Annotated in this window: 19 protein-coding genes; 10 read left to right on the forward strand and 9 right to left on the reverse strand. The window is 72.4% G+C overall.

Annotated elements, in window-relative coordinates; all coding sequences use genetic code 11:
- Positions 1–218: 218 nt before the first annotated feature.
- Positions 219–1,607 carry an NAD-binding protein gene (locus ABEA93_RS12805; protein ID WP_345675585.1) on the reverse strand — a complete coding sequence of 463 codons (1,389 nt, stop codon included), beginning with the start codon at positions 1,605–1,607 and terminating at the stop codon, positions 219–221.
- A gap of 567 nt (positions 1,608–2,174) precedes the next feature.
- Here ABEA93_RS12805 and ABEA93_RS12810 point away from each other — a divergent pair.
- From ABEA93_RS12810 to ABEA93_RS12825, 4 genes are all read left to right on the forward strand, one after another.
- Positions 2,175–3,239: an outer membrane protein assembly factor BamB family protein gene (locus tag ABEA93_RS12810; RefSeq protein ID WP_345675586.1), complete on the forward strand. Its 1,065-nt coding sequence runs from the start codon at positions 2,175–2,177 to the stop codon at positions 3,237–3,239.
- A 411-nt stretch (positions 3,240–3,650) separates the two neighbouring features.
- A complete protein-coding gene (locus ABEA93_RS12815; protein ID WP_345675587.1) occupies positions 3,651–4,109 on the forward strand; it encodes a hypothetical protein in 459 nt (152 codons plus the stop codon).
- Between the two features lie 268 nt (positions 4,110–4,377).
- Entirely contained in the window at positions 4,378–4,911 is a 534-nt protein-coding gene (locus ABEA93_RS12820) for a SigE family RNA polymerase sigma factor (RefSeq protein ID WP_345675774.1), read from the forward strand.
- Positions 4,908–5,588, forward strand: coding sequence for a hypothetical protein (locus ABEA93_RS12825; protein ID WP_345675589.1), 681 nt, complete (start codon positions 4,908–4,910; stop codon positions 5,586–5,588). The genes ABEA93_RS12820 and ABEA93_RS12825 overlap by 4 nt, the downstream gene beginning before the upstream one ends.
- A 114-nt stretch (positions 5,589–5,702) precedes the next feature.
- On the opposite strand, the gene ABEA93_RS12830 is transcribed toward ABEA93_RS12825, so the two are convergent.
- The 3 genes from ABEA93_RS12830 to ABEA93_RS12840 all read right to left on the reverse strand — a co-directional run bounded on the left by ABEA93_RS12830 (position 5,703) and on the right by ABEA93_RS12840 (position 7,736).
- Positions 5,703–6,281 (reverse strand): TetR/AcrR family transcriptional regulator, encoded by a 579-nt coding sequence (locus ABEA93_RS12830; protein WP_345675590.1) that lies wholly within the window; start codon positions 6,279–6,281, stop codon positions 5,703–5,705.
- A 229-nt stretch (positions 6,282–6,510) separates the two neighbouring features.
- Positions 6,511–7,272 (reverse strand): restriction endonuclease, encoded by a 762-nt coding sequence (locus ABEA93_RS12835; RefSeq protein WP_345675591.1) that lies wholly within the window; start codon positions 7,270–7,272, stop codon positions 6,511–6,513.
- 197 nt (positions 7,273–7,469) lie between these two features.
- Positions 7,470–7,736 carry a hypothetical protein gene (locus ABEA93_RS12840; protein WP_345675592.1) on the reverse strand — a complete coding sequence of 89 codons (267 nt, stop codon included), beginning with the start codon at positions 7,734–7,736 and terminating at the stop codon, positions 7,470–7,472.
- Between the two features lie 279 nt (positions 7,737–8,015).
- Here ABEA93_RS12840 and ABEA93_RS12845 point away from each other — a divergent pair, with 279 nt between their 5' ends.
- Positions 8,016–10,286 (forward strand): N,N-dimethylformamidase beta subunit family domain-containing protein, encoded by a 2,271-nt coding sequence (locus ABEA93_RS12845; protein WP_345675593.1) that lies wholly within the window; start codon positions 8,016–8,018, stop codon positions 10,284–10,286.
- Between the two features lie 131 nt (positions 10,287–10,417).
- Here the strand turns inward: ABEA93_RS12845 and ABEA93_RS12850 are convergent, their stop codons facing one another.
- The gene (locus tag ABEA93_RS12850) at positions 10,418–10,999 is read right to left on the reverse strand and encodes a TetR/AcrR family transcriptional regulator (RefSeq protein WP_345675594.1); all 582 of its coding nucleotides are present in this window, start codon (positions 10,997–10,999) and stop codon (positions 10,418–10,420) included.
- Positions 11,000–11,121: 122 nt separating this feature from the next.
- Here ABEA93_RS12850 and ABEA93_RS12855 point away from each other — a divergent pair, with 122 nt between their 5' ends.
- Positions 11,122–12,000 carry an SCO6745 family protein gene (locus ABEA93_RS12855; RefSeq protein WP_345675595.1) on the forward strand — a complete coding sequence of 293 codons (879 nt, stop codon included), beginning with the start codon at positions 11,122–11,124 and terminating at the stop codon, positions 11,998–12,000.
- Between the two features lie 128 nt (positions 12,001–12,128).
- On the opposite strand, the gene ABEA93_RS12860 is transcribed toward ABEA93_RS12855, so the two are convergent.
- The 3 genes from ABEA93_RS12860 to ABEA93_RS12870 all read right to left on the reverse strand — a co-directional run bounded on the left by ABEA93_RS12860 (position 12,129) and on the right by ABEA93_RS12870 (position 15,342).
- On the reverse strand, positions 12,129–12,752 hold the full coding sequence (locus tag ABEA93_RS12860; protein ID WP_345675596.1) for a hypothetical protein: 624 nt from the start codon (positions 12,750–12,752) through the stop codon (positions 12,129–12,131).
- Between the two features lie 321 nt (positions 12,753–13,073).
- Complete coding sequence (locus ABEA93_RS12865) at positions 13,074–14,486, reverse strand: MFS transporter (RefSeq protein ID WP_345675597.1); 1,413 nt, start codon at positions 14,484–14,486, stop codon at positions 13,074–13,076.
- 25 nt (positions 14,487–14,511) lie between these two features.
- The gene (locus ABEA93_RS12870) at positions 14,512–15,342 is read right to left on the reverse strand and encodes an MBL fold metallo-hydrolase (protein ID WP_345675598.1); all 831 of its coding nucleotides are present in this window, start codon (positions 15,340–15,342) and stop codon (positions 14,512–14,514) included.
- A 356-nt stretch (positions 15,343–15,698) separates the two neighbouring features.
- Between ABEA93_RS12870 and ABEA93_RS12875 the strand changes: the two genes are divergently transcribed.
- The 4 genes from ABEA93_RS12875 to ABEA93_RS12890 all read left to right on the forward strand — a co-directional run bounded on the left by ABEA93_RS12875 (position 15,699) and on the right by ABEA93_RS12890 (position 21,229).
- Positions 15,699–19,265 carry an ATP-binding protein gene (locus ABEA93_RS12875; RefSeq protein ID WP_345675599.1) on the forward strand — a complete coding sequence of 1,189 codons (3,567 nt, stop codon included), beginning with the start codon at positions 15,699–15,701 and terminating at the stop codon, positions 19,263–19,265.
- A gap of 134 nt (positions 19,266–19,399) precedes the next feature.
- The gene (locus ABEA93_RS12880; protein WP_345675600.1) at positions 19,400–20,188 is read left to right on the forward strand and encodes an SDR family NAD(P)-dependent oxidoreductase; all 789 of its coding nucleotides are present in this window, start codon (positions 19,400–19,402) and stop codon (positions 20,186–20,188) included.
- A 72-nt stretch (positions 20,189–20,260) separates the two neighbouring features.
- Positions 20,261–20,476 carry a DUF5988 family protein gene (locus ABEA93_RS12885; protein WP_345675601.1) on the forward strand — a complete coding sequence of 72 codons (216 nt, stop codon included), beginning with the start codon at positions 20,261–20,263 and terminating at the stop codon, positions 20,474–20,476.
- A 153-nt stretch (positions 20,477–20,629) separates the two neighbouring features.
- The gene (locus tag ABEA93_RS12890) at positions 20,630–21,229 is read left to right on the forward strand and encodes a hypothetical protein (RefSeq protein WP_345675603.1); all 600 of its coding nucleotides are present in this window, start codon (positions 20,630–20,632) and stop codon (positions 21,227–21,229) included.
- Positions 21,230–21,555: 326 nt separating this feature from the next.
- On the opposite strand, the gene ABEA93_RS12895 is transcribed toward ABEA93_RS12890, so the two are convergent.
- Positions 21,556–22,755 carry a beta propeller repeat protein gene (locus ABEA93_RS12895; RefSeq protein WP_345675604.1) on the reverse strand — a complete coding sequence of 400 codons (1,200 nt, stop codon included), beginning with the start codon at positions 22,753–22,755 and terminating at the stop codon, positions 21,556–21,558.
- Positions 22,756–22,932: the final 177 nt, after the last annotated feature.

Consider the following 22,932-nt stretch of genomic DNA (forward strand, 5'->3'; position numbering starts at 1 on the left):
TGCCCGGAATGCCCGGAACGGGCACGGTCGCCGACAAGGCGATGCGCGCCGGGAACGTCGACAGCAAGTACGAGCTGGTCAAGCGCCTGGAATGTGATGCCGCCGGAGCCCCGCGGCCGCGTGCCGGACCGCCACCACCCGGCGGCCACCCCGCCCACGGATATTCGGAAGGCGGCGGAACCCTGCCACGCTCTGGTGCCGACACGCAGACGACCTGATCACGCAGCGCCTGCGCTGTCGGTGATCCCGGTGGGGGTGCCCGGCTGGAGATGCGGGCAGAGGTCGCGGGTGGTGAGGGGCCAGTGGGTGAAGGTCGCGTCCGGGCGCTGCAGGTAGATCTCGTGGCGGTGGGCGATGACTCCGCGGGCGGGCTCGTCGAGGAGCCGGGCGAGGACGTAGGCGGCCGCGAGGCCGGTGACGTCGCGGACGGTTCCCATCGGGAGGAGGGAGCGGGTTTCGGCGATGGCCTCGTGGTCGCCGGCGCGGATGACGACGGGGGTCGCCGGCGCCACGCCGTGGGCGGCGATGGCGACCGCGATGTTGTCGAGGTCGTCCGAGCCGACGGCGGCGAGGGCCCGGGCTTTGCCGAGGCGGAGGTGTTCGAGGACCGCCCGGTCGCCGCCGTGGCCGGTCATGACCGGGATGCCGAGGGAGCGGGCGAGGCGTGCGGTGGCGGCGTGCGGGTCGCGTTCGACGCCGACGACGGGGACACCGTGGCGCCGGAGTTCGGCGCAGAGCCGCATCCCGACCTGCCCCATGCCCACGACGATGACGTGGCCGCTGCGCGGCAGGGTGCGCGGTCCGATCAGGCCGATGAGCCGCGGCCCGAGCATGCGTTCGATGACCCCCGCGGTGAACAGCGCGCTGAACACGAGGGTGGCCAGCATCGCCGCGCTCGCCGCCAGTTGGTAGCCGTGCGCGCCGTCGGGCGCGGTGGCGGGGCCGACTGCGGCGACGACGCGGGTGGCGTGGAAGAGCGCTTCGGCGGGGTGGTGGCCGTGGCCGACGAGCCACGTCCAGTCGCCGAGGAGTACGCCGAGGATGCCCAGGAGGCCGATGACCAGCAGGCGGGTGCCGCCGTCGTGGGGACGCAGCTGGCCGGCGAAATGGCCCAGGCGCCGGCGCAGCCGGGTGGGGTGGGGTTGCCAGGGCCCCGTGTGCGGGCCGGTGTCCCGCACGGTGACGGCGCGTGTGCCGAGCGCGGACTCGTGGTGGACGGCGGCGTTGGCCGGGTCGATGCAGGGGCCGGCGAGGGCGGGGGCGGCGAGGTCGGCGGGGGAGGTGACGTCGCATTGCGGAAGCAGGCGCCGGAGTTCGTCGGCGACAGTACGGTCGAAGACCGTGACGGTGATGGCGGCCTGCGGCGATATGTGGGCCACGGCAAGGGCGTAGCGCAGGGCGGCGACATCGTCGTGCAGGAGGATGGCCACCCCGTCCGGCGCGTCGCGGAGCGCGGCGCGCAACTCGCTGTCGCGCGGCTCCTTGAGGTGGTGGACGGTGTGCTTGCGGGCCTTTGAGGACGCGCACACGCGGCGGGCGAGGTTGGTCTCGCCGATGACCACGAAGGTGCGGGCCGAAGTGGGTGAACCGGGTCGTGTGGTGGTCACGATGGGTGGGTCCCTGAGGGTCGGAAACTGAGCCGTCAGGGCAGCACGGAGCGGCGGACGGCGCGCGCGGTGGGAGTCGTGATGACCCTAGAGGGTTCCCAAATGCGCGAATAGCCAGTCGGCGTCCGCTCTCGTCCCGAACGCGTAACCGGATGGGCTTGGTGCCGGGGGCCCCGCACACGTCGCCGCGGTCCCCCCGCGTCTGCGAGAGGGCAAGCCGGTTCGGCCGCTCCGCGAAATCGGCGGCACCGCTGCGCTGTTCGTCTCCCGGCTTGGGCGGTGGTGTGTCGAGGGATACCGTCCGTGCTTTAACGGACACGATTGCCGAGGGTGCTCGTGCTTTTGCGCGGGGACGAAGCTGTCGCCACGGGGAGTTGAGTTGGTGTGGTCATGAAGCGTGGGTCGTTACTGACCGTGGGCGTGGTGCTGAGCGTGGCCGTCGCCGGATGCTCCGATTCCGGTGGGGGGAGCCCGAAAGGAGCCTGGCCAGGCGGCTCGTCCACGGCGCCCACGCCTACCGCGGCGGCGTTCCCGAGGGATCTGCCGGCGGGCGTACGCGGCGATCCGGTGTGGTCGGCACAGCTGTCCGGCACTGGTGCGGTCGCCCGACCCGTCGGATCGAGCGTTGCGCTGATCACGCCGCACGACGACGGCGGCACCGTGGAGTTCCGCGACGCGGCGACCGGAGCCGGCCATGCGACGGTCGAGGTGACCGGCGAGCCGGTCGCGACGACGTGGCACGGCCGCCCGGCGTTGGTGGCCAAGAGCGTGAAGAAGACTCCCTCCGACGGGATTTCACCGGAGAAGACCGCCTGGCTGATCGACGCCTTCGACGAACAGGGCCGGCATATCGCCCACAAGGAGGTCCCGGGCCGCGACGAGCCGCGGATCGTCGACGGCCGACAGATCGTCCAGGAGAAGGGGAAGGGGAACAGCCCCGGCGCCTTGGTGATCAGCGACGCCGGCGGTGACGCACCCGCGTGGCGTATCCCGTGCAAGGACTACACGTGCGCCGACGAGGGGGCGACCGTCGCGGCCGGCATCGTCGTCCACCGGCGCGGCGGCGCCACGTCCACGGACCCCGACACCCTGACCGGGTTCGACGCCGGCACCGGCACCGTCCTGTGGGGTCCGCAGAACCTCGCCCGGCCGGCGGGTGCGACGGCGGCCGCGGACCCGGAGGTCGTCGAGCAGGACAGCGGGAAGCTGGTCGTCGCCTGGCACGAGGGCGACTGGGGCACGCCCCAGCCCCACACCGTGACGTACACCGTCAACGATCCCGCCACGGGCCGGCTGCTGACGACCGGCCCGAAACTCGCGAGCTCGCACAAGTCCGGCCTCGCGAGCACCGACGGCACCGTCCTCGTGGTCGCCACCGTGGCAACCACCGCGGCCTGGGAGACAGGCACGGGCAAACTGCTGTGGCAGCAAGCCGAAGACGAGAAGCGCCTGGCCCCGGCCGCCGTGGTCGGAACCGTCCTGTACTCCGAAAACCCGTCGGTGGCAGTCGACTTGCGCACGAAAGCCGTCCTCCAAGGCGCGGTCGCGGACATGCCCCGGCCGGTGGGGCCCGCCCACGCTCTCGTTGTCGTTTCCGGGAACGTCTACGTCTTCGCCGTCAAGCAGAGCTGACCACCCGATCACACCACTAGACACTCGACAGCCTGCCGGAACATCGACGGCCGTTCCGGCGCGACGTCCCCAGTACGGCAGGGGCGCGACCCGGTGTGGAGACTCGGCGGTGCGCGGGCTGCCCGTTGGCTGCTTCCCACACCGTGGGGAGGCGATGGCGTCCGCGCGAGTACGCAGGGGAGTTTCCGTGCGCCCCTGTCGTTTCGCGGGGAGCGGGGCGGGCGACGAGGCGTGATCGGTCTGATCGCTACCGCACGTGGGACCGTCCATCCGGATGCATGGCCCGTCCCGCCGAGTCACGCCGTTCGGCATCGCTTGATTCCGAAGCGCATCCGGGAGTCGCCCGTGTGCGTCCTTGGTAGCGCGGCTCGTCACGGGCCTGGCCGCGGCCGAACGGTACCGGGAGTCGCTTTGTCATCCGAACTGGTAACAGTCGCATTGTCGTTGGCGGGGGTTGCGGTGGGTGCGGCAAGTTCCTTCGCCGCCCAGTACATCGTCATGCGCGAGACGAAGAAGCAGGAGTCGAGGGCTTCGGCGGCGGCGGTTCGCGTCGAACGCAAGGAAGCAATCCTGGCCCTCCTTGATATCTGCCAACGCGTGGAACGTGCGGCCGAGCACCGCTACCAGAATGAAGACAGATTCGTCGAAGGTTCTCCCGAGCTGATCCACGAGATGCGCTTCCGCAGAAAATGCCTCCAACTCGTCGCAGGCCGCCGGTTGAGCGAGGCGGCGACCGAATACACCAAGCGTCTGTGGGCCGCGGCCTTCGGGCACCTGCCCGCGGGCGCGGACGTCTGGTCCTTCGTCGACGAGAAGCGCGATCCGTTCATGGATGCAGCCAAAGCGGAACTGGGCATCGCCACGGACTGAGGCTCCGCGTCCACCCTTGCCGCCCGCCCGCAGACGACCCTCTTGTCGAGGGTGGATGCGGCAGGTCCGAGCGCTGCGGGATGTCGGGGGAGCGGGCATGCCGCGTCCGTCGCAGCGCACGTGCCTACTTCCCGCGGAGCGCTGCTCCCTGGACTCCGGTTGCCCCCCGTATTCCCGCCGTGTTCCTCCCCCCAGGCATAGATTCGCCCCCCGCGTCACGTCTCATCGGGTGAGGGTCGTCCATCACACACGAAGGGGGTGAGCAGCACTGAACACGTCCGAGGAAGCCGAGTTTCGCGACTTCGTGGTTACCCGGCGGGCTCGTCTGGTGCGTACCGCGTACTTGCTGACCGGCGATGCGGGGGAGGCCGAGGACTTGGCGCAGACCGCGCTCGCCAAGGTCTACGCGTCGTGGCGCCGCGTGGCGCGTGCCGACAATCCGGATGCGTATCTGCGTCGGGTCCTGGTCAACGCGTCGGTGTCGCGGAGCCGCCGCATGCGGGTTCCGCAGTCGTTGTCGCACAGTCCGCCCGAGGTGCCGGTCTCCGATCAGACCGACCGGGTGCTCGTTCGGAGCGTCCTGGTGGCGGCGTTGGGGCGGCTGCCGCGCGGGCGGCGCACTGCGGTCGTCCTGCGCTACTGGGAGGACTTGTCCGAGTCCGAGGCCGCGCAGGCCATGGGCTGCTCGGTCGGGACTGTGCGCAGTCAGGCGTACAAGGGCCTTGCCCAGCTCCGCTCCGACCCCGACACCGCGGCGTTGCTGTGGCCGGGAACGCATCGACAGGAGGGCGTAAGCGTATGACGAACGACGGGGTCGCGCTCGGCGGGAGTGCGTTCAAGGCGGCTTTCGACGCGGAGCTGGCGGCGGTGGCGTTCGCCGAGCCGACGGCGGATGCGGTGATCCGGGCGGGGAAGGGCGTCGTGCGGAAGCGGCGGCTCGGTGTGGCGGTGGTGGCGGCCGCCGCGATCGTGGCCGGGCCGTCCGTCTACCTCGCTGCGCAGTCCTGGCCGGGGCAGCACGCAGGGGCGACGATCGTGTCGGTCGGGTCGGTGCCGCCTGGTGCGGATCCGGATGTGGTCGGCCGGGGTGTGCTGGACGGCCACACGTGGGAGGTTCGGGCGAAGCGCGAGGCGGATGGGTCGGAGTGCACGAGCGGGGTTGTCGACGGGCGGCAAAGCGGTCGCACCTGCGGCATCCCGCCCCAGGTCCTCGTCGGTGATCCGGTGCAGGGAATCGGCCATCTCAACTACTCCAGCGGCCCCTTCGGTGACGCGTTCGGGTCCGTGGTGGGGGTGGCGTCGGACGACGTTGCGGTGATCGTGGTGCGTGTCGGCCAAGGCCGCGAGTTCCGGGTGACGCCGGAGGATGTCGGCCTTGGGCACCGGTACTTCGCGTTCGCGTACGACGGGTCTTCGGACTTCCGTATGGCGGCCTACGATGCGCAGGGGCGGGAACTGGCCCGCGGCGCCGCGAAATAGCCGGACGGGGGGTCTTCGGGGGGTCGTCCTCTGGCCCGTGCGACGCACGCAGTGGCGGCGCGCGGGCCAGAGGCGTTGGCAGGCGGCTTCTGCAAAGACCGGACCTGGTCGGTGTCAGCCTCCGGTCGCCAACGGCAGAAACAGGATGTCGACGATTTCGACCAGGACTTCTTCCGGGACCGGCTCGAACGTCATGAGGAACTCCTGCCGGAGCAGGTCGAACGGGAGCCGGCGCATGCGTGGCGTCACCCGTTCCGGGTCGACTTCGCCGCGGTGGGCGGCGCGGGTGAACACCTCGTCCAGCACGCTGTGCTTGCCGGCGGCCAGGGTGCTGCGCAGGTCCGCGGGGCTGGTGCCGGTCTCCTGGTAGTAGCCGGACAAGTGCACGCTCATGACCGTGGCGAGTTGTCGGCGTGTGCTGTTGACCTGGCGCATCATGTCGAGCACGTCGCCGCGCAGGGATCCGGTGTCGGGTGTGGCGATCGGGCTCCGTGCGGCGGCGTAGGCGATGGCGGCGCGTACCAGCACGTGCCGGTCGGGCCAGCGGCGGTACAGGACGGGGCGGCTGGTTCCGGCGCGTTGGGCGACCGCGTCGATGGTGAATTGCGCGTAGCCGTTCTCGGCCAGCTCGTCCCATGCCGCTTGGAGCAACGCGTCTTCGAGCTGTTTCCCTCGGCGGCGTTCCGCGGCCATCCCGCTCTCCTGTTCCCGACGTTTCTCGGCAAGGCAAGGCGAGGCGAGGCGAGGCAAGCGGTGCCGCTGACGCTCCTGCTGCCCGGCAGGCCGACGCCGCGCCCCGCGCCGAAGCCCGTGCTGCCCGGGGCGCCGGACCGCGCAGGTGCGGACACCCGGCGCTGACCGGGCGCCCGCGCCGGATCAGGCCCGCGCGGGGAGCGGTGACGCCGCGCGGGTGGCCGGAGCGTCACAGGGGCGGGGGCGCCAGGTCGGGGACGGCGGCCACGATGGTCGTCAGCGGGGTTCCCCGCATCCACGCGCGGAGGGCGTCGCGGTCGACGAGGACGATCGCCTGGGACAGGGCCAGTTCGTGGGCGGGGGCGGTGAAGCGGCACGTGGTCACGAAGACCGCGGCGTCGGCACCGTGGACCGGCCGTGCGGTGCCGACGAAGCGCTGCATGTCCGGGCTGCCCACGCTGCGGTCCGGCGCGTAGCGCTTGCACTGGACGACGAACAGGCGCCCGTCCGGAAGGTACCCGGTGACGTCCGCGCCCAGGTCTCCCGCGCCACCGTCGACCCGTACGTCGGTGCACCCGTCGCGAGCGCACAGCGCGGCGACGTGCCGTTCGAACTCCGGGCCGTCCATGGCGTCGACGACCGCCAGCGCGCGGGCGAGTCCGCGGGAGGAGGCGCGGCGGGGCAGGCCGCGTCGTACCCCGTCCCGCAGGCTGTGCAGGCCGACGGCGAGGACGACGACGATGCCGGCCGCGGCGGCGATGCCGAGGAGGGTGTGCCATGCGCGCAGGAAGGCGGCAACGCCGGCGGCGAGGCAGATGACGACGGTGAGTTGGCCGTACAGCCGGGCCAGCCGCGGGCTGGGGTGCGCCGGCGCGCGACTCGGCCGCGGGCCGGAGCCGGCCGCCGCGGCGGCCGCACGCCTCGCGGTGCGGCGGGTTCCGCGGCGTCCCCGTCGTACGTGTCCCCGGGCCGAATGACCGATGGTGCTCATGTACCGCCCCTTTCGTCTCCGACCGCGGCGCCGCCGCCGTCTTGATCATGGAGCGCTTCCCCGGAAGCGCCGTTTGACACGGACGAGTTGGGCGGCGGACGCGACAGCCGGGCCGGTCATCGCCGCGGGGAGCCGGCCCGGCTGCCTCCTGGCCGGGAAGCTCCCGAACACCGCCGCCGTCCGGGACGGCAGCCCGCTTACGCCGTGCTCCCGCGCTCCAGCAGGGACCGCACGGGCGTGCCTGTGACCTTGTGCCAGCCTGCGGAGCTGTACGCCGCCTCGACGGCAGGCGCCGTGTCCGGGAGGCACCGCCAGACGACGAGGGCCCCGCTCGGATCGATCTCGTACTTGTACTCCACCGGCGCCTCGGACCCCACGACGTCGTTGAAATTGACCGGGGGGTCGGTCGTCGGGGGCGGCGTCTGGGAGTTCGGGCCGGGCGTCAGGTACACGGACACGCTCATGAGGGCCTCCTGTTGTGCGATTCCCTCCTTCGATCGTGTGCCGGGGCGTCCGCATGCGCATGCGGACGCGTTTTCCCGGGGTCGCGCCCGTGTGGTCAGCCGCCGGGGCGGATCTCGACCAGCGCACCGCATTCCGCGGCCACCCAGACGCTGCCGTCCGCGGGTGCCGGGATGTCCGCCTCCGGCGGTGTGCAGTGCCGGCGGAATCGGCAGGCGCCGGGCGACACGCGGGTGCGAATGGCGGGATGGGTGCGTGGCGCTATGTACCTTATGCAGTTGATGTCACAGTCTGGAAGCGGCTCGTCACTGCCGCACCCCGCGTCCCCCGACCCCGCCGAAGACCTCTCCGAGGCCTCTCCGGAAAGGGGGCTCTCGCGGCGCCGCGTCTTCGCCGGCGCGGCCGTTCTCGCGGGAGCCTCGGTGCTGCCGCCGGGCCTGTCCCGCGCGGTCGCCGCTCCGCGGTCGGGGCCGCAACCGGGGCCGTCGCCGCGCCAGATCGGACCGGTCGACCCGGAGCAGAGCCAGGTGCTGATGGTGCCGGGCGGCAACGGGGTCGTCTACAGCGTGCAGTCCGACGGCCGCCTGAAGTGGTTCCGTCATCTGGGACGCGATACCGGCGCGGCGAGTTGGGCCAACTCCGGCAACAGCCGCGACATCGGTGTGGGCTGGCAGGCGCACACCCAGGTGCTGGCCGCGGACGACGGCCAGCTCTTCGGGCTGTGCGGCGACGGCACGCTCGTGTGGTGCAAGTACACCCTGACCAATCCGAACACCGGCGAAGGCGCCTGGCACCCGAACACCAACAGCATCATCCACCGCGGATTCGGGAGCTACAGCTACATCTTCGGCGGCAAGCAAGGCGTGATCTACGCGATCGACGCCAACGGCGACATGTACTGGTTCCGGTACCTCGCCGGGGACGGCACCAGCGCCACCGGCGCATGGGCCAACGGCGGGGTGGGATCACGCATCGCCACCGGGCGCCGCCTGTACGACTTGCACTTCGCCGATTCCGACGGCGTGATCTACGCCGTCGAGCACGGCGGCAATCTGCACTGGTACCGGTACCTGGCCGGTGACGGCAGCAACGGCCCGGGCGCGTGGGCCAACGGCGGGGCGCCCATCACCATCGGCGGCGGCTGGGAATGGGCCTGTTCGGCCGAGCGCTTCGCCGACGCCGGGGCGTTCTACTCCGTTTGGATCGATCGCGCGGACCCGAACGCCTCCGACCACCGGCTGTACTGGTACCGCCTGGTGAACTGGCGCACCGTTCACCAGGACGGCCGACCGGTGTGGAGCAGCGGCAACGGTGCCTTGGTCGGCACCGGGTTCACCACCACCCGCACCGCGGGCCTGCAGGGCTACACCGACAAGTGGTCGGCCGCGCCGGGTGAGTCGGTCGCGGTCTCCGTCTCGACGGCCTTCGAGCGCTACGACGCCACCGTGCTGCGGCTGGACGGCCCGCTGACGCCGGGAGCCGGGTCCGATCCCAACGCCCAGGTGGTGCTCGGCCCGACGACGTACTCGGGGCGCATGCGCCGACTGCCTGCCGGCTACCGCGGCAGCGGCTGCGGCTGGCCGGCGGACTTCGCCGTCACCGTCCAGCCGACCTGGAAGTCCGGCTTCTACGCGATCCGCCTCGACGGCGCCAACGGCATGCGCCGGTACATCCCGTTCGTCGTACGGCCCGCCGCTCCCACGGCCCGGATCGCCGTGCTGCTGCCCTTCCTGACGCACAGCGCCTACAACTACTGGGGCGGGCACTTCCAGTACAGCTGCGACAGCTATCCGACCCGCCGGACCCACACGATGATGCGGCCCTTCTCCGACTCTTCCCCCGAACCGCCCGGCCGCATCGACATCCGGTTCTACGGCGACCTGCTTCTCCTGCGCTGGCTGGCCGACAACACCATCGCCTACGACTGCTACCAGGACCTCGACCTGCACCGCGACGCCGCCTGGCTGAGCAGCTACAAGGCGGTGGTGCTGGGCTCCCACGCGGAGTACTGGACACCGGCCATGCGGAACGGGCTGGAGGCGTACCTCACCGGCGGGGGACGCGTGGTCAGCACCGGCGGCAACTGCATGTACGAGCGGGTCGACATCAGCGCCGACGGGACCGCGGTGCTGCACCGCGACTCCACGGGCAACCGCTGGCTGTGGCGCGACCAAGGGCTGCCGGAACGCAACGTGCTGGGCGTCGCCTACAACGGGTCCTACCTGGACTTCGCGCCCTACCAGGTCGACACCGCCCACCCGTTCCTGGCCGGCACCGGCCTCGGCCCCGGCGACCAATTCGCGCAGACCGGCTACAACTTCGGCGGCAGCGGCTGGGAACAGGACAGCAGCGACGTCGGCGGGCCGCCCCTCCCGGGCGTCACCCGCATCGCCCACGGCACCCAGTCCCTGGGCGCACACATGGTGCACTTCGACCGCGGCAACGGCGGCTGGGTCTTCTCGACCGGCTCGGTGACCTTCAACGGCACGCTCGCGAACGACACGGCCTCGTCCCGCATCCTGCGCAACGTCATGACCGCGGCGGTCGCGTGACCGAGCAGGACCGGCCCCACGCCACGGTGCGATTGCGGGACACGCGGCGGAGCGCAGCCTCGACGACGTGACGTCGGAAACCGGTCCTCCGCCGGCTTCCGGACATCACCGGCACCGCCGGCCGTCTGCTGTCACGGAGCCTCGGGGACCGGGCGGGCGTCGAAGAGGGCGCGGAAGGCCGCGGCGGGGTCGTCGTCCGGCAGCGGGAGGCTCCCGCTGAGCTGCAGGGCCGCGAAGCCGTGGGCCAGCGACCATGCGGCCAGTCCCGCGCGCCGGACGTCGGGGCCGCGCCTGGCGGCAGGGAATTCCTCCACTCCCGAGCGCAGCGCTTGGGAGGCGCGCTCCTTGGCGGCGATCAGCTCCGGGGCGTCGCCGTGGAGCAGCCGGGGCTGGAACATCACCTCGAAGTGGGCCGGATGGCCGACGGCGAACTCCACGTACCGCGCGCCCATTTCGCGCAGCCGGTGCGCGGTGCCGGCCGGCACCGCGGTCAGAGCGACGGCTAGCGCATCGAAACCCTCGGTGGCGATCGCGGTCAGCAGCCCGGCCTTGTCCCCGAAATGGTGGGCGGGGGCGGCGTGGGAAACCTCGGCGCGGCGGGCGAGGTCGCGGAGGCTGATCGCGGCGACGCCGTCACTCCGGATGACCTCGAGCGCGGCGGACAGGATGGCTCGGCGCAGATCTCCGTGGTGGTACGTGCGTGTTGCGGCCATGGGCAGCAGGCTATCCGATATCTAGTCGCCGACAAGTAGTCATTGACAAGATGAGGGCGGTGCCGCAATCTAGTCAGTGTCAAGTTCCGCGGGGTGCGCGACCGAGCAGTGGAGGAAGCGGCATGAAGCACAGCCTGGGCACGGTCCGGCAGATGTGGCAGTTGCTGGAGCCGGTGCACGCCACGCTCTACTACGCACCGGAGGCCTTCGAGGAGGCCGCGGCTCTCGGCTACGCCACCGACGAACGCTGGCCGAGCTACTTCGCCTACCGCGCCGCGCCACTCGGCCCGGTCGACCCGCGGGTGGTGAACGCGCTCTTCTACAGCCTCAGTCCGCAGATGGTGGAGCGCTACACCGCACCGGCTTGGCGGACCGCCGCGCCCGAGCGGGTCTTGGCGGCGCGGACCGCGGCCGTGGACCGCGCGCTGCGGACGCTCCTCGGCGACCGGATCGGCTCGCCGGAGCTGCGCGAGGCCGCCGACCTGGCCCGCCGCGCCGCCGAGGCCGCGGACACCGCAGGCCGCCCCCTGGCCGCCGCCAACGCCGCACTGGCCTGGCCCGCCGAGCCGCACCTCGTGCTCTGGCAGGCCGCCACCATCCTGCGCGAGCACCGGGGCGACGGCCACATCGCCGCCCTCCAGGCCCACGGCCTCGGCCCCGCCGAATCCCTCGTCTCGCACGCCGCCGTCGGCGCCGCGCCGGAAGAGGTGTTCGGCAGCCGGCAGTGGACCGACGCGGAGTGGACCGCCGCCCGCGCACGCCTGGCCGCCCGCGGCCTGGTGGAACCCGACGGCACGGCCACCCGCGAGGGGCTCCGGGTCCGCACCGCAGTCGAAAAGCTCACCGACGAACTCGCATCCGCCCCGTGGGACGCCCTCACGCCCCACGAAGCGGCCCGGCTGGCCGAACTGCTCGTGCCGCCGGTGCTCGACATCGTCGGCGCCGGACTCCTCCCGTCGCAGAGCACCCTCGGCATCGGCTTGACGTACGACTACGCGTGACGATGCAGCGTGCGGCCGCAGGTCGCTCTTCGGCTGCCGGACGGGCCGAGGAAGGACGCGGTCAGCGCGTCGACGGCCGTCTCCCCCGGCTGAGTTCGGCACCGAAGGCCGGGGGAGACCTGGGCGGGTCAGATGCGCGGGGTGGGCGTGTAACGGCAGCCGGGTGTCTTCGCAGCGATGATCTGGACCCCGTCGCGCGGCGCGAAATCCTTCTCGCAGTTCAAGAAGGGTAGGCCGGTCGCCTTGAGCTGTTGCTCGGCCGCGGCTTTCACCTGGGCGTTGGCGGTGCCGACGACAGCGACGGTGAAGCCCATGCCGACCCGCTCGCTGGAGTAGGTGTCCTTGTCCTTGTGGAAGGTCTCCAGCGTGGTGTTGTCCTGGTCGACGAGAAGGAACGCCACGGAGTACTGCTGCTCCTGATACCAGCAGAGAGCCTTCTGCTTGCCGCCGCGGGCTTTGTCCGCCGCGGTGAGTTTTGCGAAGGTGCCGTCTGTCTCCATGCGTTGGCAAGGGCCGAGCGAGGGCTTGAGCAGCGCGGCGACTTCCTCGAACGAGACGGCCTTGGGCAACGCGGCCTCTTGCGCCGGAGGGGCCTGCTCCGGCCCGCTGCTGCCCTCGGCCCCGACACCACCAGCTGTCTGGCCCGTGGCCGTCGGCTGGTTCGTCTCCGACTTGTCGTCCCCGCCACCGCCTCCGCAGCCTGCCAACAGGAAGGCCGTGGCTGCGAGCGCGACAAGGTTCCGATACCTCAAAGGAGCTCTCCGTACGTCGTCGGCCTGGCGATTCCGCACCACAGCGATAACCGACCCATGGTCGGACACCAGACTGCGTACGTGATCGCTGTCACGCAGGAGCGTGCCACATCCCCCACACCGCACGCTGTATGGGCTTCCATCAACTCCGCGGCACACGAGAGGGATTGTCGGTCGACCGGTCACCACGCTCCTACGCCGCCGAGCGCTGCCGCCGGCGGCTGCGGCAGCTGATCCGACGCCGGCGCACCCACCTGGCGCCGCCTTGGCGGGCGCGTTGGCGGGAACACGGTTTCCGGAGCCGAGGGTTGGCCTCGGCTCTCACACCCCCGTGCGCTGTCGTTCGGGCGGCGCCGGGAGGGGCGACGCGGCGGTCGGCCGGTTCGGGAGGAGGAGAGCGGCGGCGGCGCCCGCGGCGGCGATGACTGCGGCGGCGAGGAGGGCGTGGTGCAGGCCCTCGACGTAGGCGGCGGGGTCGGTGCCGAACGGGCCCGCCGCGGGCAGGAACGCACCCAGGGCAGCCACGCCGACGGCGATGCCGGTCTGCCGGAAGGCGTCGTTGATGCCGGCCGCGAGGCCGAAGTGCTCGGCACGGGTCTCGCCGAGGACGATGCCGCTCATCACCGGGTTGAAGACGCCCGCGCCGACGAACGCTATGACGGTGCCGGGCACGAGGGACGTCCACGAGTCGTCGGCGTCCGCACGCACGGTGAGGACGAGTCCGAGGGAGATCAGGACCAGCGAACCGGCGACCGCGAACCGCGGCCGGAGGCGCGGCCCGAGCGACGAGGTCGCACCCGCGACGACGAACATCGCGATCGTGCCGGGCAGATACACCAGACCCGCCCGCAGCGGCGACAGGCCCACCACCGTCTGCAGGTACAGCGTCGTGTAGAGGAAGACCGCGAACAGCGACGCGGAAATGGCGAAGGTCGCGGCTTGTGCCGCGGCGAAGGCGCGGTTCGCCAGCATGCCGAGCGGCAGCATCGGTTCCCGGGCCCGGCGCTCGCGGACGAGGAACGCCGCACCGCACACACCCGCGACGACGAATGCCGCGGCGGTGACGCCGTTGCTCCAGCCGTGCCCGGGCGCACGCAGCAGGCCGAAGACGAGGGCGGACATCGCCGCGGCCAGGAGAAGCTGTCCCGGCCAGTCTGCGGAACGCGGCCGCGGGTCCCGGGACTCGGCGACCCAGCGCCGCGTGCCGGCCAGGCAGGCCAGGCCGACGGGAACGTTGACCAGGAAGATCCAGCGCCAGTGCGCCCATTCGGTGAGCATGCCGCCCGCGAGCGGGCCGAGGGCGAAGGACGCCCCGATCGTCGCGCCGTAGGCGGCCAGCGCCCGGGCCCGGCCGCCCGGATCCGGGAAGGCGTGCGCGAGCAGGGCCAGCGACACCGCGAACAGGACGGCGGCGCCCACGCCTTGGACGGCACGGGCGGTGTCGAGCACCACGATGTCCGGGGCCGCGGCGCAAGCGGCGGAGGCGGCGGTGAACAGGACCAGTCCGCCGAGGAATACCCGGCGGCGGCCGAGCCGGTCGGCGAACGACCCGGCGCCGAGCACGGCGGATGCCAGCGCGAGGGTGTAAGCGTCGACGACCCACTGGATTCCGGTGAGGCCGGTGTCGAGGTCGTCGGCGATGGCGAAGAGCGCCGTGTTCACCACGGCGATGTCGAGCATGAGCATGGCTGTCGTGATGCACACCACGGCCAGCGTGCCGCGCGCGGCGGTCATGGAGGTCCCCCCTCAGGTGATGCGTTCAGCGCGCTGTTGCGGCCGCGGGGCCCAGTGCGGCGGCGAGGATGGCGTCCAGCAATGGCTGGCCGGGCGCCGGCACGACGGGTGCGCCGGCCATGGCACGGGTCATGGCGTAGGCATGGTCGAGGAGTTCGCCGCGGAGTACGGGACCGTGGCAGGACGCCACGACCTCGACCGGCAGCTGCCGCAGCGCGTCGAGGTGGCGGCCGTAGGCCACCGGGTCGAGCCAGCCGTGCCACGGATTCGCCGTGCTGTTGAACGGGACGAAGGACGCATCGAACATGCCCGGCGGGAAGTCGCGCGCCTCGTGGACCGGGCCCGGCGCGGGCGCCGCGAACGCGTCCGCGGCCCACATCACGCCGCTGGTGCCGTCGACGAGGCCGCGGGTCGCCGGGGAGTCGAACAGCGGCGGCAGCACCACATGGAGCGTCCGGTCGCCGGCGTCGAGGCTCTCGCCTGGATTCAGCCAGCGCATGCGGTGCAGCGGCATGTCGAAGTCGACGGAAAGCCGCTGCCAGGTCTGGAAGTCCGCGAGCAGCGTCGCCGACGGGCACCGTTCCAGGACCTCGCGCAGATTGCCGACGTGGTCGGTGTCGTCATGCGACACGAAGATCCATTTCACGTCCTCGGGCGCGACCAGACCGAACACGTCGGCCAGCCACTGCTCGCGGTGCAGCGGCGCCCCGGTGTCCACGATGACCGGCTCACGCCCGGTGATCACCATCGAGTTCACCGGGACGAATCCGAGTTCCCCGGCCGGCACCAGACGCGGGACGAGATAGGTGTCCTGGGCGATCCGCTGCGGACGGGTGTGGGGCGTATCGGGGTGCATGGCGGCCTCCTGGGGCTCGGCGCGGGACGGGGTGTGCGGTGCGTTCGGGGGCAGCCCCCGGACGGCACGCCACGACTGTCTCGCCCGGTGCCTACCGGCTGGTTACCGTGCACTTATCGCCGACCTATCGCTCACTTACCGCCCAGGGCCGGCCCACCTACCGTCGCCAACGGCGCACTTACCTCGCGCTTACCGGCCAAGCCGCCAAGCCGCCGAGCCCCGGCAGGTGCCGCGCGGCAGGGGTGGTCGGCTGCCATCATGTGCGGCGGGGGAGGTACGCAAGGTCTGCAGGGCCCGCAGGGGGTGCGGGGCCTGCATGGGGGGCAAGGGGTGGGGGAGTGGCCGGGGAAAATCCGGTGCCGGGCATCGGTGTGCTGGGGACGCTGCACGTGGCTGTCGGCGGCCGTGCGGCCGAGGTCGCCGGGCGGCGGGACCGGGGCCTGCTGGCGCTGCTGGCCGCGCGCTGCGGCGCCGCGGTCGCGGCCGAGCGCCTGGTCGACGAGCTGTGGGGCGACGACGCGCCACCGACCGCGGCGGCCTCGCTGCAAGTCGCGGTGTCGCGGCTGCGCGCCGTTCTGGAACCCGGCCGCAAGCCGCGCGCACCCGCCGCGGTGCTCGTGAGCACGGAACGCGGCTACGCCTTGAGGCTCCCGGACGGCGCGCTCGACGCGCAGGTCTTCGCCCGGACGCTGGCCGAGGGCCACGCCCTGCTGCCCACCGACCCGGCGGCCGCGCTCGCCGCGTTGGAGGCCGCGCTGGCGCTGTGGCGCGGCGACGCGTACGCCGACTTCCCGGACCTGGCCGCGCTCCGCGAGGACGCCGACCGCTTGGACGAACTGCGGCTGCTGGCCGCCGAATCGCGGCTGGACGCCCTGACGGTGTTGGGGCGGCACGGCGAGGCCGCCGCGGACGCGGAATCCCTGGTCCGCCGCCACCCGTTCCGCGAGCGGCTCACCGAGCTGCTCGTGCTGTCGCTGTACCGCGGCGGCCGCCAAGCGGACGCGCTCGCCGCGCTGCGCGCCGCACGGGCCCGTCTGGCCGACGAGCTGGGTGTCGAACCGTCGCCCGCGCTGCGCAGACTCGAACGCGATGTCCTCGAACACGCGACGCACCTCGCGAACGGCACATCCTCCGCTGCCCGCACCCTGGGGGCAGTGCCCGTGCCCGCGGAGAAGACTCCACCCAACGGCACACCATCCGACCGGCCCACGGCGCGCACCCGGACCCCGGACTCCCGGGAGCCTGCCGCCGCGCGCGATGCCGCGCCGCTCCCGCCGCTCGTCGGGCGCGACGCGCAGCTGGCCGCGCTGCACCGCGCCTTGGACGATGCGGCGGCGGCCCGGGGCGGCGTCGTGATCGTCAGCGGCGAACCCGGCATCGGCAAGACGCACTTGGTCGCCGAGTTCGCGCGCCGGGCGACCGCGAAGGGCGTCCGTACCGTGTGGGGCCGCTGCCACGAAGCCGATCCCGCACCGGCGTTCTGGCCGTGGACCGAGGTACTGCGCGCGGTTCAGTCGTCGGCCCCGACAGGCGCCTCCGGGCCGTCGTTGCTCGGCCGCGAAGCCCGCGCCCGGGGTCTCGACCTCGACCTGGATCCGGCGACGGCACCGCTGCGCGTGTACGAGGAGACAACCCGCCACCTGCTGGCCGTCGCCGGAGAGCAGCCGTTGGTCGTGGTGCTGGAGGACCTGCACTGGGCGGACCCCTCGTCCCTGCACCTCCTGCAATACGCCGCCGAACCCCTGGCGCATACGCCGGTGCTGCTCGTCGCGACGCTGCGCGACACCGAGCGGCGCGAGAACACCGCGCTGGACGCGTGCCTGGCCGCCGTGGCCCGCACCCACCCGGTGCGGCTCCCCCTCGAAGGCCTGGGGCCGGCCGACACCCGGGCGCTCGTCAGCCGCGTCGTCGGCGCCGACATCGACGACGCGACGGCCGCGGCCGTCTACCGGCGCGTGGCGGGAAATCCTTTCTTCACCCGCGAACTGGCCCGGCTCATGACCGGCCACACGGCCGCCGGGCCGAACCGCACGGACCGCGTCTCCGGCGGCCCCGCATCCGACCCGGACGGCACCGACAGGTGCGGGCCACCGAGGACTCTCGCGCCGGGCGCCGGGTGGGAGATCCCGGACGGCGTCCGCGACGTCGTCCGCCGACGGCTCGCCCCGCTGCCCACGGACGCCCGAACCGTCCTCCAAGCCGCCGCGGCATTCGGCCGTGACTTCGGCGCCGACCTCCTCATCCCGGTCGCCGGGCTCGACCTCGCCGCGGTCGCCGACGCCCTCGACACGGCCACCGGGCACGGCCTCCTCGACGAAGTGCCGTCCCCGCCCGGGCACTACCGGTTCACCCACGCACTCGTCCGGGAAACCGTCTACGAAGACCTCGGCCCCGCCCGGCGGCGCGCCCTGCACGGCAGGATCGGCACCGCGCTGGAAGCCCGCCTCGGCGACGCCCCCGACCGGGCCGCCGAGATCGCCCACCATTTGCTCCTCGGCGCCCAACTCGACCCGGCACTGACCGAGCGCGCGATCCTGAGGTGCGTCGCGGCGGCCCGGCACGCCGACGAGCAATACGCCTACGACGAGGCCGGCGCCCTCTGGCGGCGCGCCGCGGACATTGTCGCGGCGTCGCCCGAGACACCGCCGGCCCTCCGGTTCGACATCCTGCACGGCCTCGGCGTCGCGCTGCGCCGCACCGGCGACCTCGCAGGATCCCGCGAAGTGCTGCGCGCCGCACTGACGTTGGCTCGGGACGTCGGCGAACCGGCGGACATGGCCGCCGCGGCCGTGGCGTTCGGCGGCCCGGAGCTGTGGAACTGGCGCGAGTACGCCGAAGTCGATCACGAAGTCATCGCCGTCCTGGAGCACTGCCGCGCCGCGCTCCCGGACGGTGACCTGCACGCGCAGGTCACCGCGGGGCTCGCCGTGGAACTCGTCTACACGTGGGACGGCGAGCGCGCCGACCGGCTGTCGCTCGAAGCGGTCCGGCAGGCCCGCGCCGGCGGCGACCCGCAGACCCTGGGCTTTGCGCTGAGCTGCCGATTCCTGGCCATCTGGCGGCCGGGGACCGCCGTCGAGCGTCTCGCGATCGCCGAAGAACTGGCCACCGCTGCCCAGGCGACCGGCTCGCCGCACACCGGACTCGTCGCCCGCTTCCTCCGCGCCTGCGCGTTGCTCGAACTCGGCCGGACGGACGAAGCCGACGCCGACATCGCCCGCTGTGAAGACCTCGCGGCAGGCCAAGGCCAGACGAGCGCCGCGGTCCAACTCGCGTGGTGGCACTGCATGCGGCACATCATGGCCGGACGCGTCGCCGACGCGCGGGCGGGCATCCCCGGGGCGAACCGCCTGCACCGGCAGACGACCGTTGCCGGGCCCGACGAATGCGAGGGCACCCTCCGCGCCGAATCCGCGACCGCGGCCGGAACCCTCGCCGACGAACTGCCGGCTCTCGCGGACCTCGCGCGGCGGTCACGCCAGCCCGTCTTCCGCGCCGTGATCGCACGCGCCGCCCTGACCGCGGGCGACCGCGCGCTCGCCGCCGAACTCGTGCCCGAAGCGACCGACCCCACGGCATCCGGCATGTGGTCGTCGCTGGCCCTGGACTGCCTCCGCACCGAAGTCCTGGCCGGCCTCGGCCGCACCGCGGAACTCCCGGCGTGCATCGCCGTGCTCGCCCCTCACGCGGATGCGATCGCCCTCTACGGCAGCATCGACACGCTCGGCTCCGTCCGCCACTTCCTCGGCATCGCCGCCGCCGCACTCGGCGACACCGCCACGGCAGCCGCGCACTTCGAGGCAGCCGCGGCCTGCAACGACCGCATCGGCGCACGCTTGTGGGCCGACCGCTCCCGCGCCCGCCTCGCCGCGCTCCGCGACGACGGCCGACGGGTGCCGCGAGGGAGGTCCGAGCCGGGGTAGGACTCCGCCGGCGAGTCGGGGTGCCGTGCCCCCGAAGGCCCCGGCAACCTACACAGCCATCTCCCTTGCCGTCGCCGCTCGCCTGCTCTAGCTTCCGCAGCCCACCGGCTTCGGAACCCGCGGAGGACGTCGTCATGAACAACAGGCTGCAGAGCAGGGTGGCATTGGTGACAGGGGGCGCGTCCGGTCTCGGCCTGGCATGCGTCGAGCGTTTCACCGCCGAGGGCGCCACCGTGGTCGGCCTGGACCTGAGCAAGCCCGACGGCGCGTTCCCCGGCGCGGAGCTGATCGAGGCCGACGTGCGCGACGAAGCAGCGGTCGCGGCCGCCGTCGAGCGGATCGCGGCCGAGCACGGGCGCCTCGACATCGTCGTCAACTCCGCCGGCGTCTCCGGCGGGGGAGTGGTGCACGCCCTGGAAACCGCCGAGTGGGACCGCATCATCGACGTCAACCTCAAGGGCACCTTCCTCGTCGCCAAGCACGCGCTGCGCGTCATGATCGGCCGGCAGTCCGGCAGCATCATCAACATCGCCAGCGTCGAGGGCCTCCAGGGCACTGAGGGCGGCAGCGCGTACAACGCGTCCAAGGGCGCGGTCGTGACCCTCACCAAGAACATGGCGATCGACTACGGCCGCGCGGGCATCCGCGTGAACGCGATCTGCCCCGGCTTCATCGACACGCCGATGTTCCGCGCCGTCATGGGCGCGGGCAACATGACCGCCTACCGCGAGCAGTACCGCGAGCTCCACATGCTCGGGCGCTTCGGCCGCCCTGACGAGATCGCCGCGGCGGCGCTTTTCCTGGCGTCGGACGACGCGTCGTTCGTCACCGGCCAAGCCCTCGCGGTCGACGGCGGCTTCCTGGCCGGTACGCGCACAGGCCTCAGCGACCTGATGGGGAACGCGCTGGGCATCACCCCGTGACTGCTGGGCACGAGCAGCCGATCCGCGCACACTGGAACCAAGGCTGAGTCTCGCACGCAAGGAGATCCCGCCATGACGGACACCGGCCAACACCACGACGTCGTGCTCGAAGGCGGCCCCACGGAACTGGCTCACCGGCAGCACTACGAGGGCAGCGACCCGAACAAGATGGCACTCAGGCACCTGGGCGGCTACGAGCACTACGAAGCCACCGGCACGACCAAGCCGTCCGACGGTGACGAGCTCCCGGTCTTCCGCTGGGCCTACCACACGGAGATCGCCGAGTAGCCCGGCCGAGCAGGGACACCCCGCAGGCCGGCCCGGGCGGCCGGTGGGCTGTGTCCAGCATCCGGGTGAAGCGGGCGCCCGGCAGGATTTCGGCTCGACGAGGCGGGAACGGGGACTGCGCTTCTGTCACCGTCTCATCGAGCGGAGCACCGCATGTTCGTCCAGGTCATTCAGGGCGGCGTTTCCGACGCCGCGGCGCTCAAGGCCGCGCTCGAGCGGTGGAAGGCCGAGCTGGCCCCCGGGGCGGCGGGCTGGCTCGGGTCGACCGGCGGGGTGACCGACGACGGCAAGTTCATCGCCCTCGTGCGCTTCGAGTCCGCGGACGCGGCGCGGCGCAACAGCGAGCGGCCGGAACAGGCCGCCTGGTGGAACGACGTGTCGAGCCTGTTCGGCGACGTGGTCTTCCACGACTGCGCCGAGGTCGAAACGCACCGGGCGGGCGGCTCGGACAGCGCCGGTTTCGTCCAGGTGATCCAAGGACGTGTCACCGACATGCCGCGCATGCGGGCGCTGAGCCGGGAGATGGACGAGAAGTTCGGCGATTTCCGACCGGATGTCATCGGGGGAATCACCGCACTGCACGGCGACGGCGGGTTCACCGACACCGTCTACTTCGTCTCGGAGGCGGAGGCCCGCGCCGGCGAAAGCCAGGAAGTGCCCGCCGAACTGCGCGAGGTGTGGGACGCGTCGACCGCGCTGATGGAGGATGTGACGTACTTCGACCTGCGGGATCCGTGGATGATGTCGCCCTGACGGTCGGCGTCCGCCGTCATCTCGGCGCGGGCGGGCTCAGCATGGAGTCGTACAGGTCCGTGCGCCGGTCGCGTACCAGGTCGTACAGAGGGGTCCAGATCGGCGCGACGCGCGACGCGACGACGTCGATGCCGGCGGTGAGGACGCGTTCTTCGTCCGGGCCCAGACCGAACGCAGGCTGTAGGTCTCCTTCATCCGCAGCGGGGCCGGTCGCGGGTGGCGTCGTCGCACGACACCACCCGGCGGCCCGCCGCCAAGCGGGCCGACCGAGCGGCGACAGCAGGACTGGTCGAGCAGCGTGCCGGTGTTCGGTCAGCGAATCTCGGCTACAGACGACCGGTCAGGAGCATCGGCCTGGGGAAGTCCGCCTTCGCGTAGTTGAACGCGCCGGAGACGAACACGTCGGAGCCGGCGGCGGATACCTTCCACGGCGAGTACGCGGTGCCGCCCTGCGTCGTCGGAATGCCCAGTGGTATCACGCGGGTTCCGGTCACGCGCAGGCCGTAGCCGCTTTCCCGGTCATGGGTTTGTCCGACGGCGACGATGCCGCCCGGTGTCTTGGCGACGCCGGTCAGGGGACCCGCGTCGGCGGGAGTGTCGAACCGCGTCCAGGTCCGGCCGTCCCAGTGCATGACCAAGGCGTGGCCGCGGTCGTCCTCGTCGAGGAGCGTGCGCCCCACGGCCCACACGTCACGCGGGCCGTTGGCGACGACGTCGTTGAACTCGCCGTACAAGCCGCCGTAGGGCGGAGTCGGCAGTACGGTCCACGAGCGGCCGTCGTAGTGCATGACGACCGGCGTGTCGTCGTCGCCGTAGCCGTTCCCGACCGCCCAGATGTCGTCAGGGCCGGACGCCGACACCCCCGAGAGTGCCCAACTCGCGAAGGGCTGCGGCACCGTGACGCGGTGCCAGGCGCGGCCGTCCCAGTGCTGCACCAGGCCCTCGTGGTGGTCGACGATCGTGGTCGGGCCACCGTCGGGATCCGGGATGCTTTCGTCGAGCACCTGCGTCCAGCCCACCGCCCACACGTCGTTCGGCGCGAGCGCGGTGATGCCGAGGAGGCCGCCGCCGAGCGAGTCCTCCTGCATGGGAGCCGGCCGGTAGTCCCACGAACGGCCGTTCCAATGCTGCGTCATGACGGGTCCGGCTGCGCCTTCGGCGTCGCCGACCAGCCACGTATCCTTCGGCGAGGTCGTCGCCAACGCATTGATGCGGCCTTCGATGCCCGGAACGGTCGGCAGTTCCTTCCACGCGGGGCCGCGCCGGTCGTCCTGGGTGTAGACGACGGGCAGGAACCTCGTCCCCTGGTCGTCTTGGGCGATCTTGAACCCGGCCGCCCATGTCGTATGGGCGTCGGGTTTGACGGACCCGCTCAGAACGGCGTCGTCGCCGGGCAGTTTGGCCGCGGCCCAACGCGGCGCGGCCGCGTCGGCGTCGGCGATGGCGGTGGTCGGTAAGACACCGCCGAGGACGAGCGCGGACGCGGCGCTGATCCCCCAGGACCGGGCACGTACGGCGAGGGACATGTCGTGTCCTCCAGACTTGGGGCGCACGCCCCGTCACCCGGAACGACGCGTTCGGGGCGGAGTCTCGTTGCACAGCCGGGGGAGGGACAACGAGGAAGCCACGACCCGAGCCTTCGCCGCAACGCTTTGGACGCCACGTCGGCCCGAGGCCGCCGGGTGAGGTGCGCCCGCACTGAT

Source organism: Yinghuangia aomiensis, assembly GCF_039542225.1.
Lineage (GTDB): Bacteria > Actinomycetota > Actinomycetes > Streptomycetales > Streptomycetaceae > Yinghuangia > Yinghuangia aomiensis.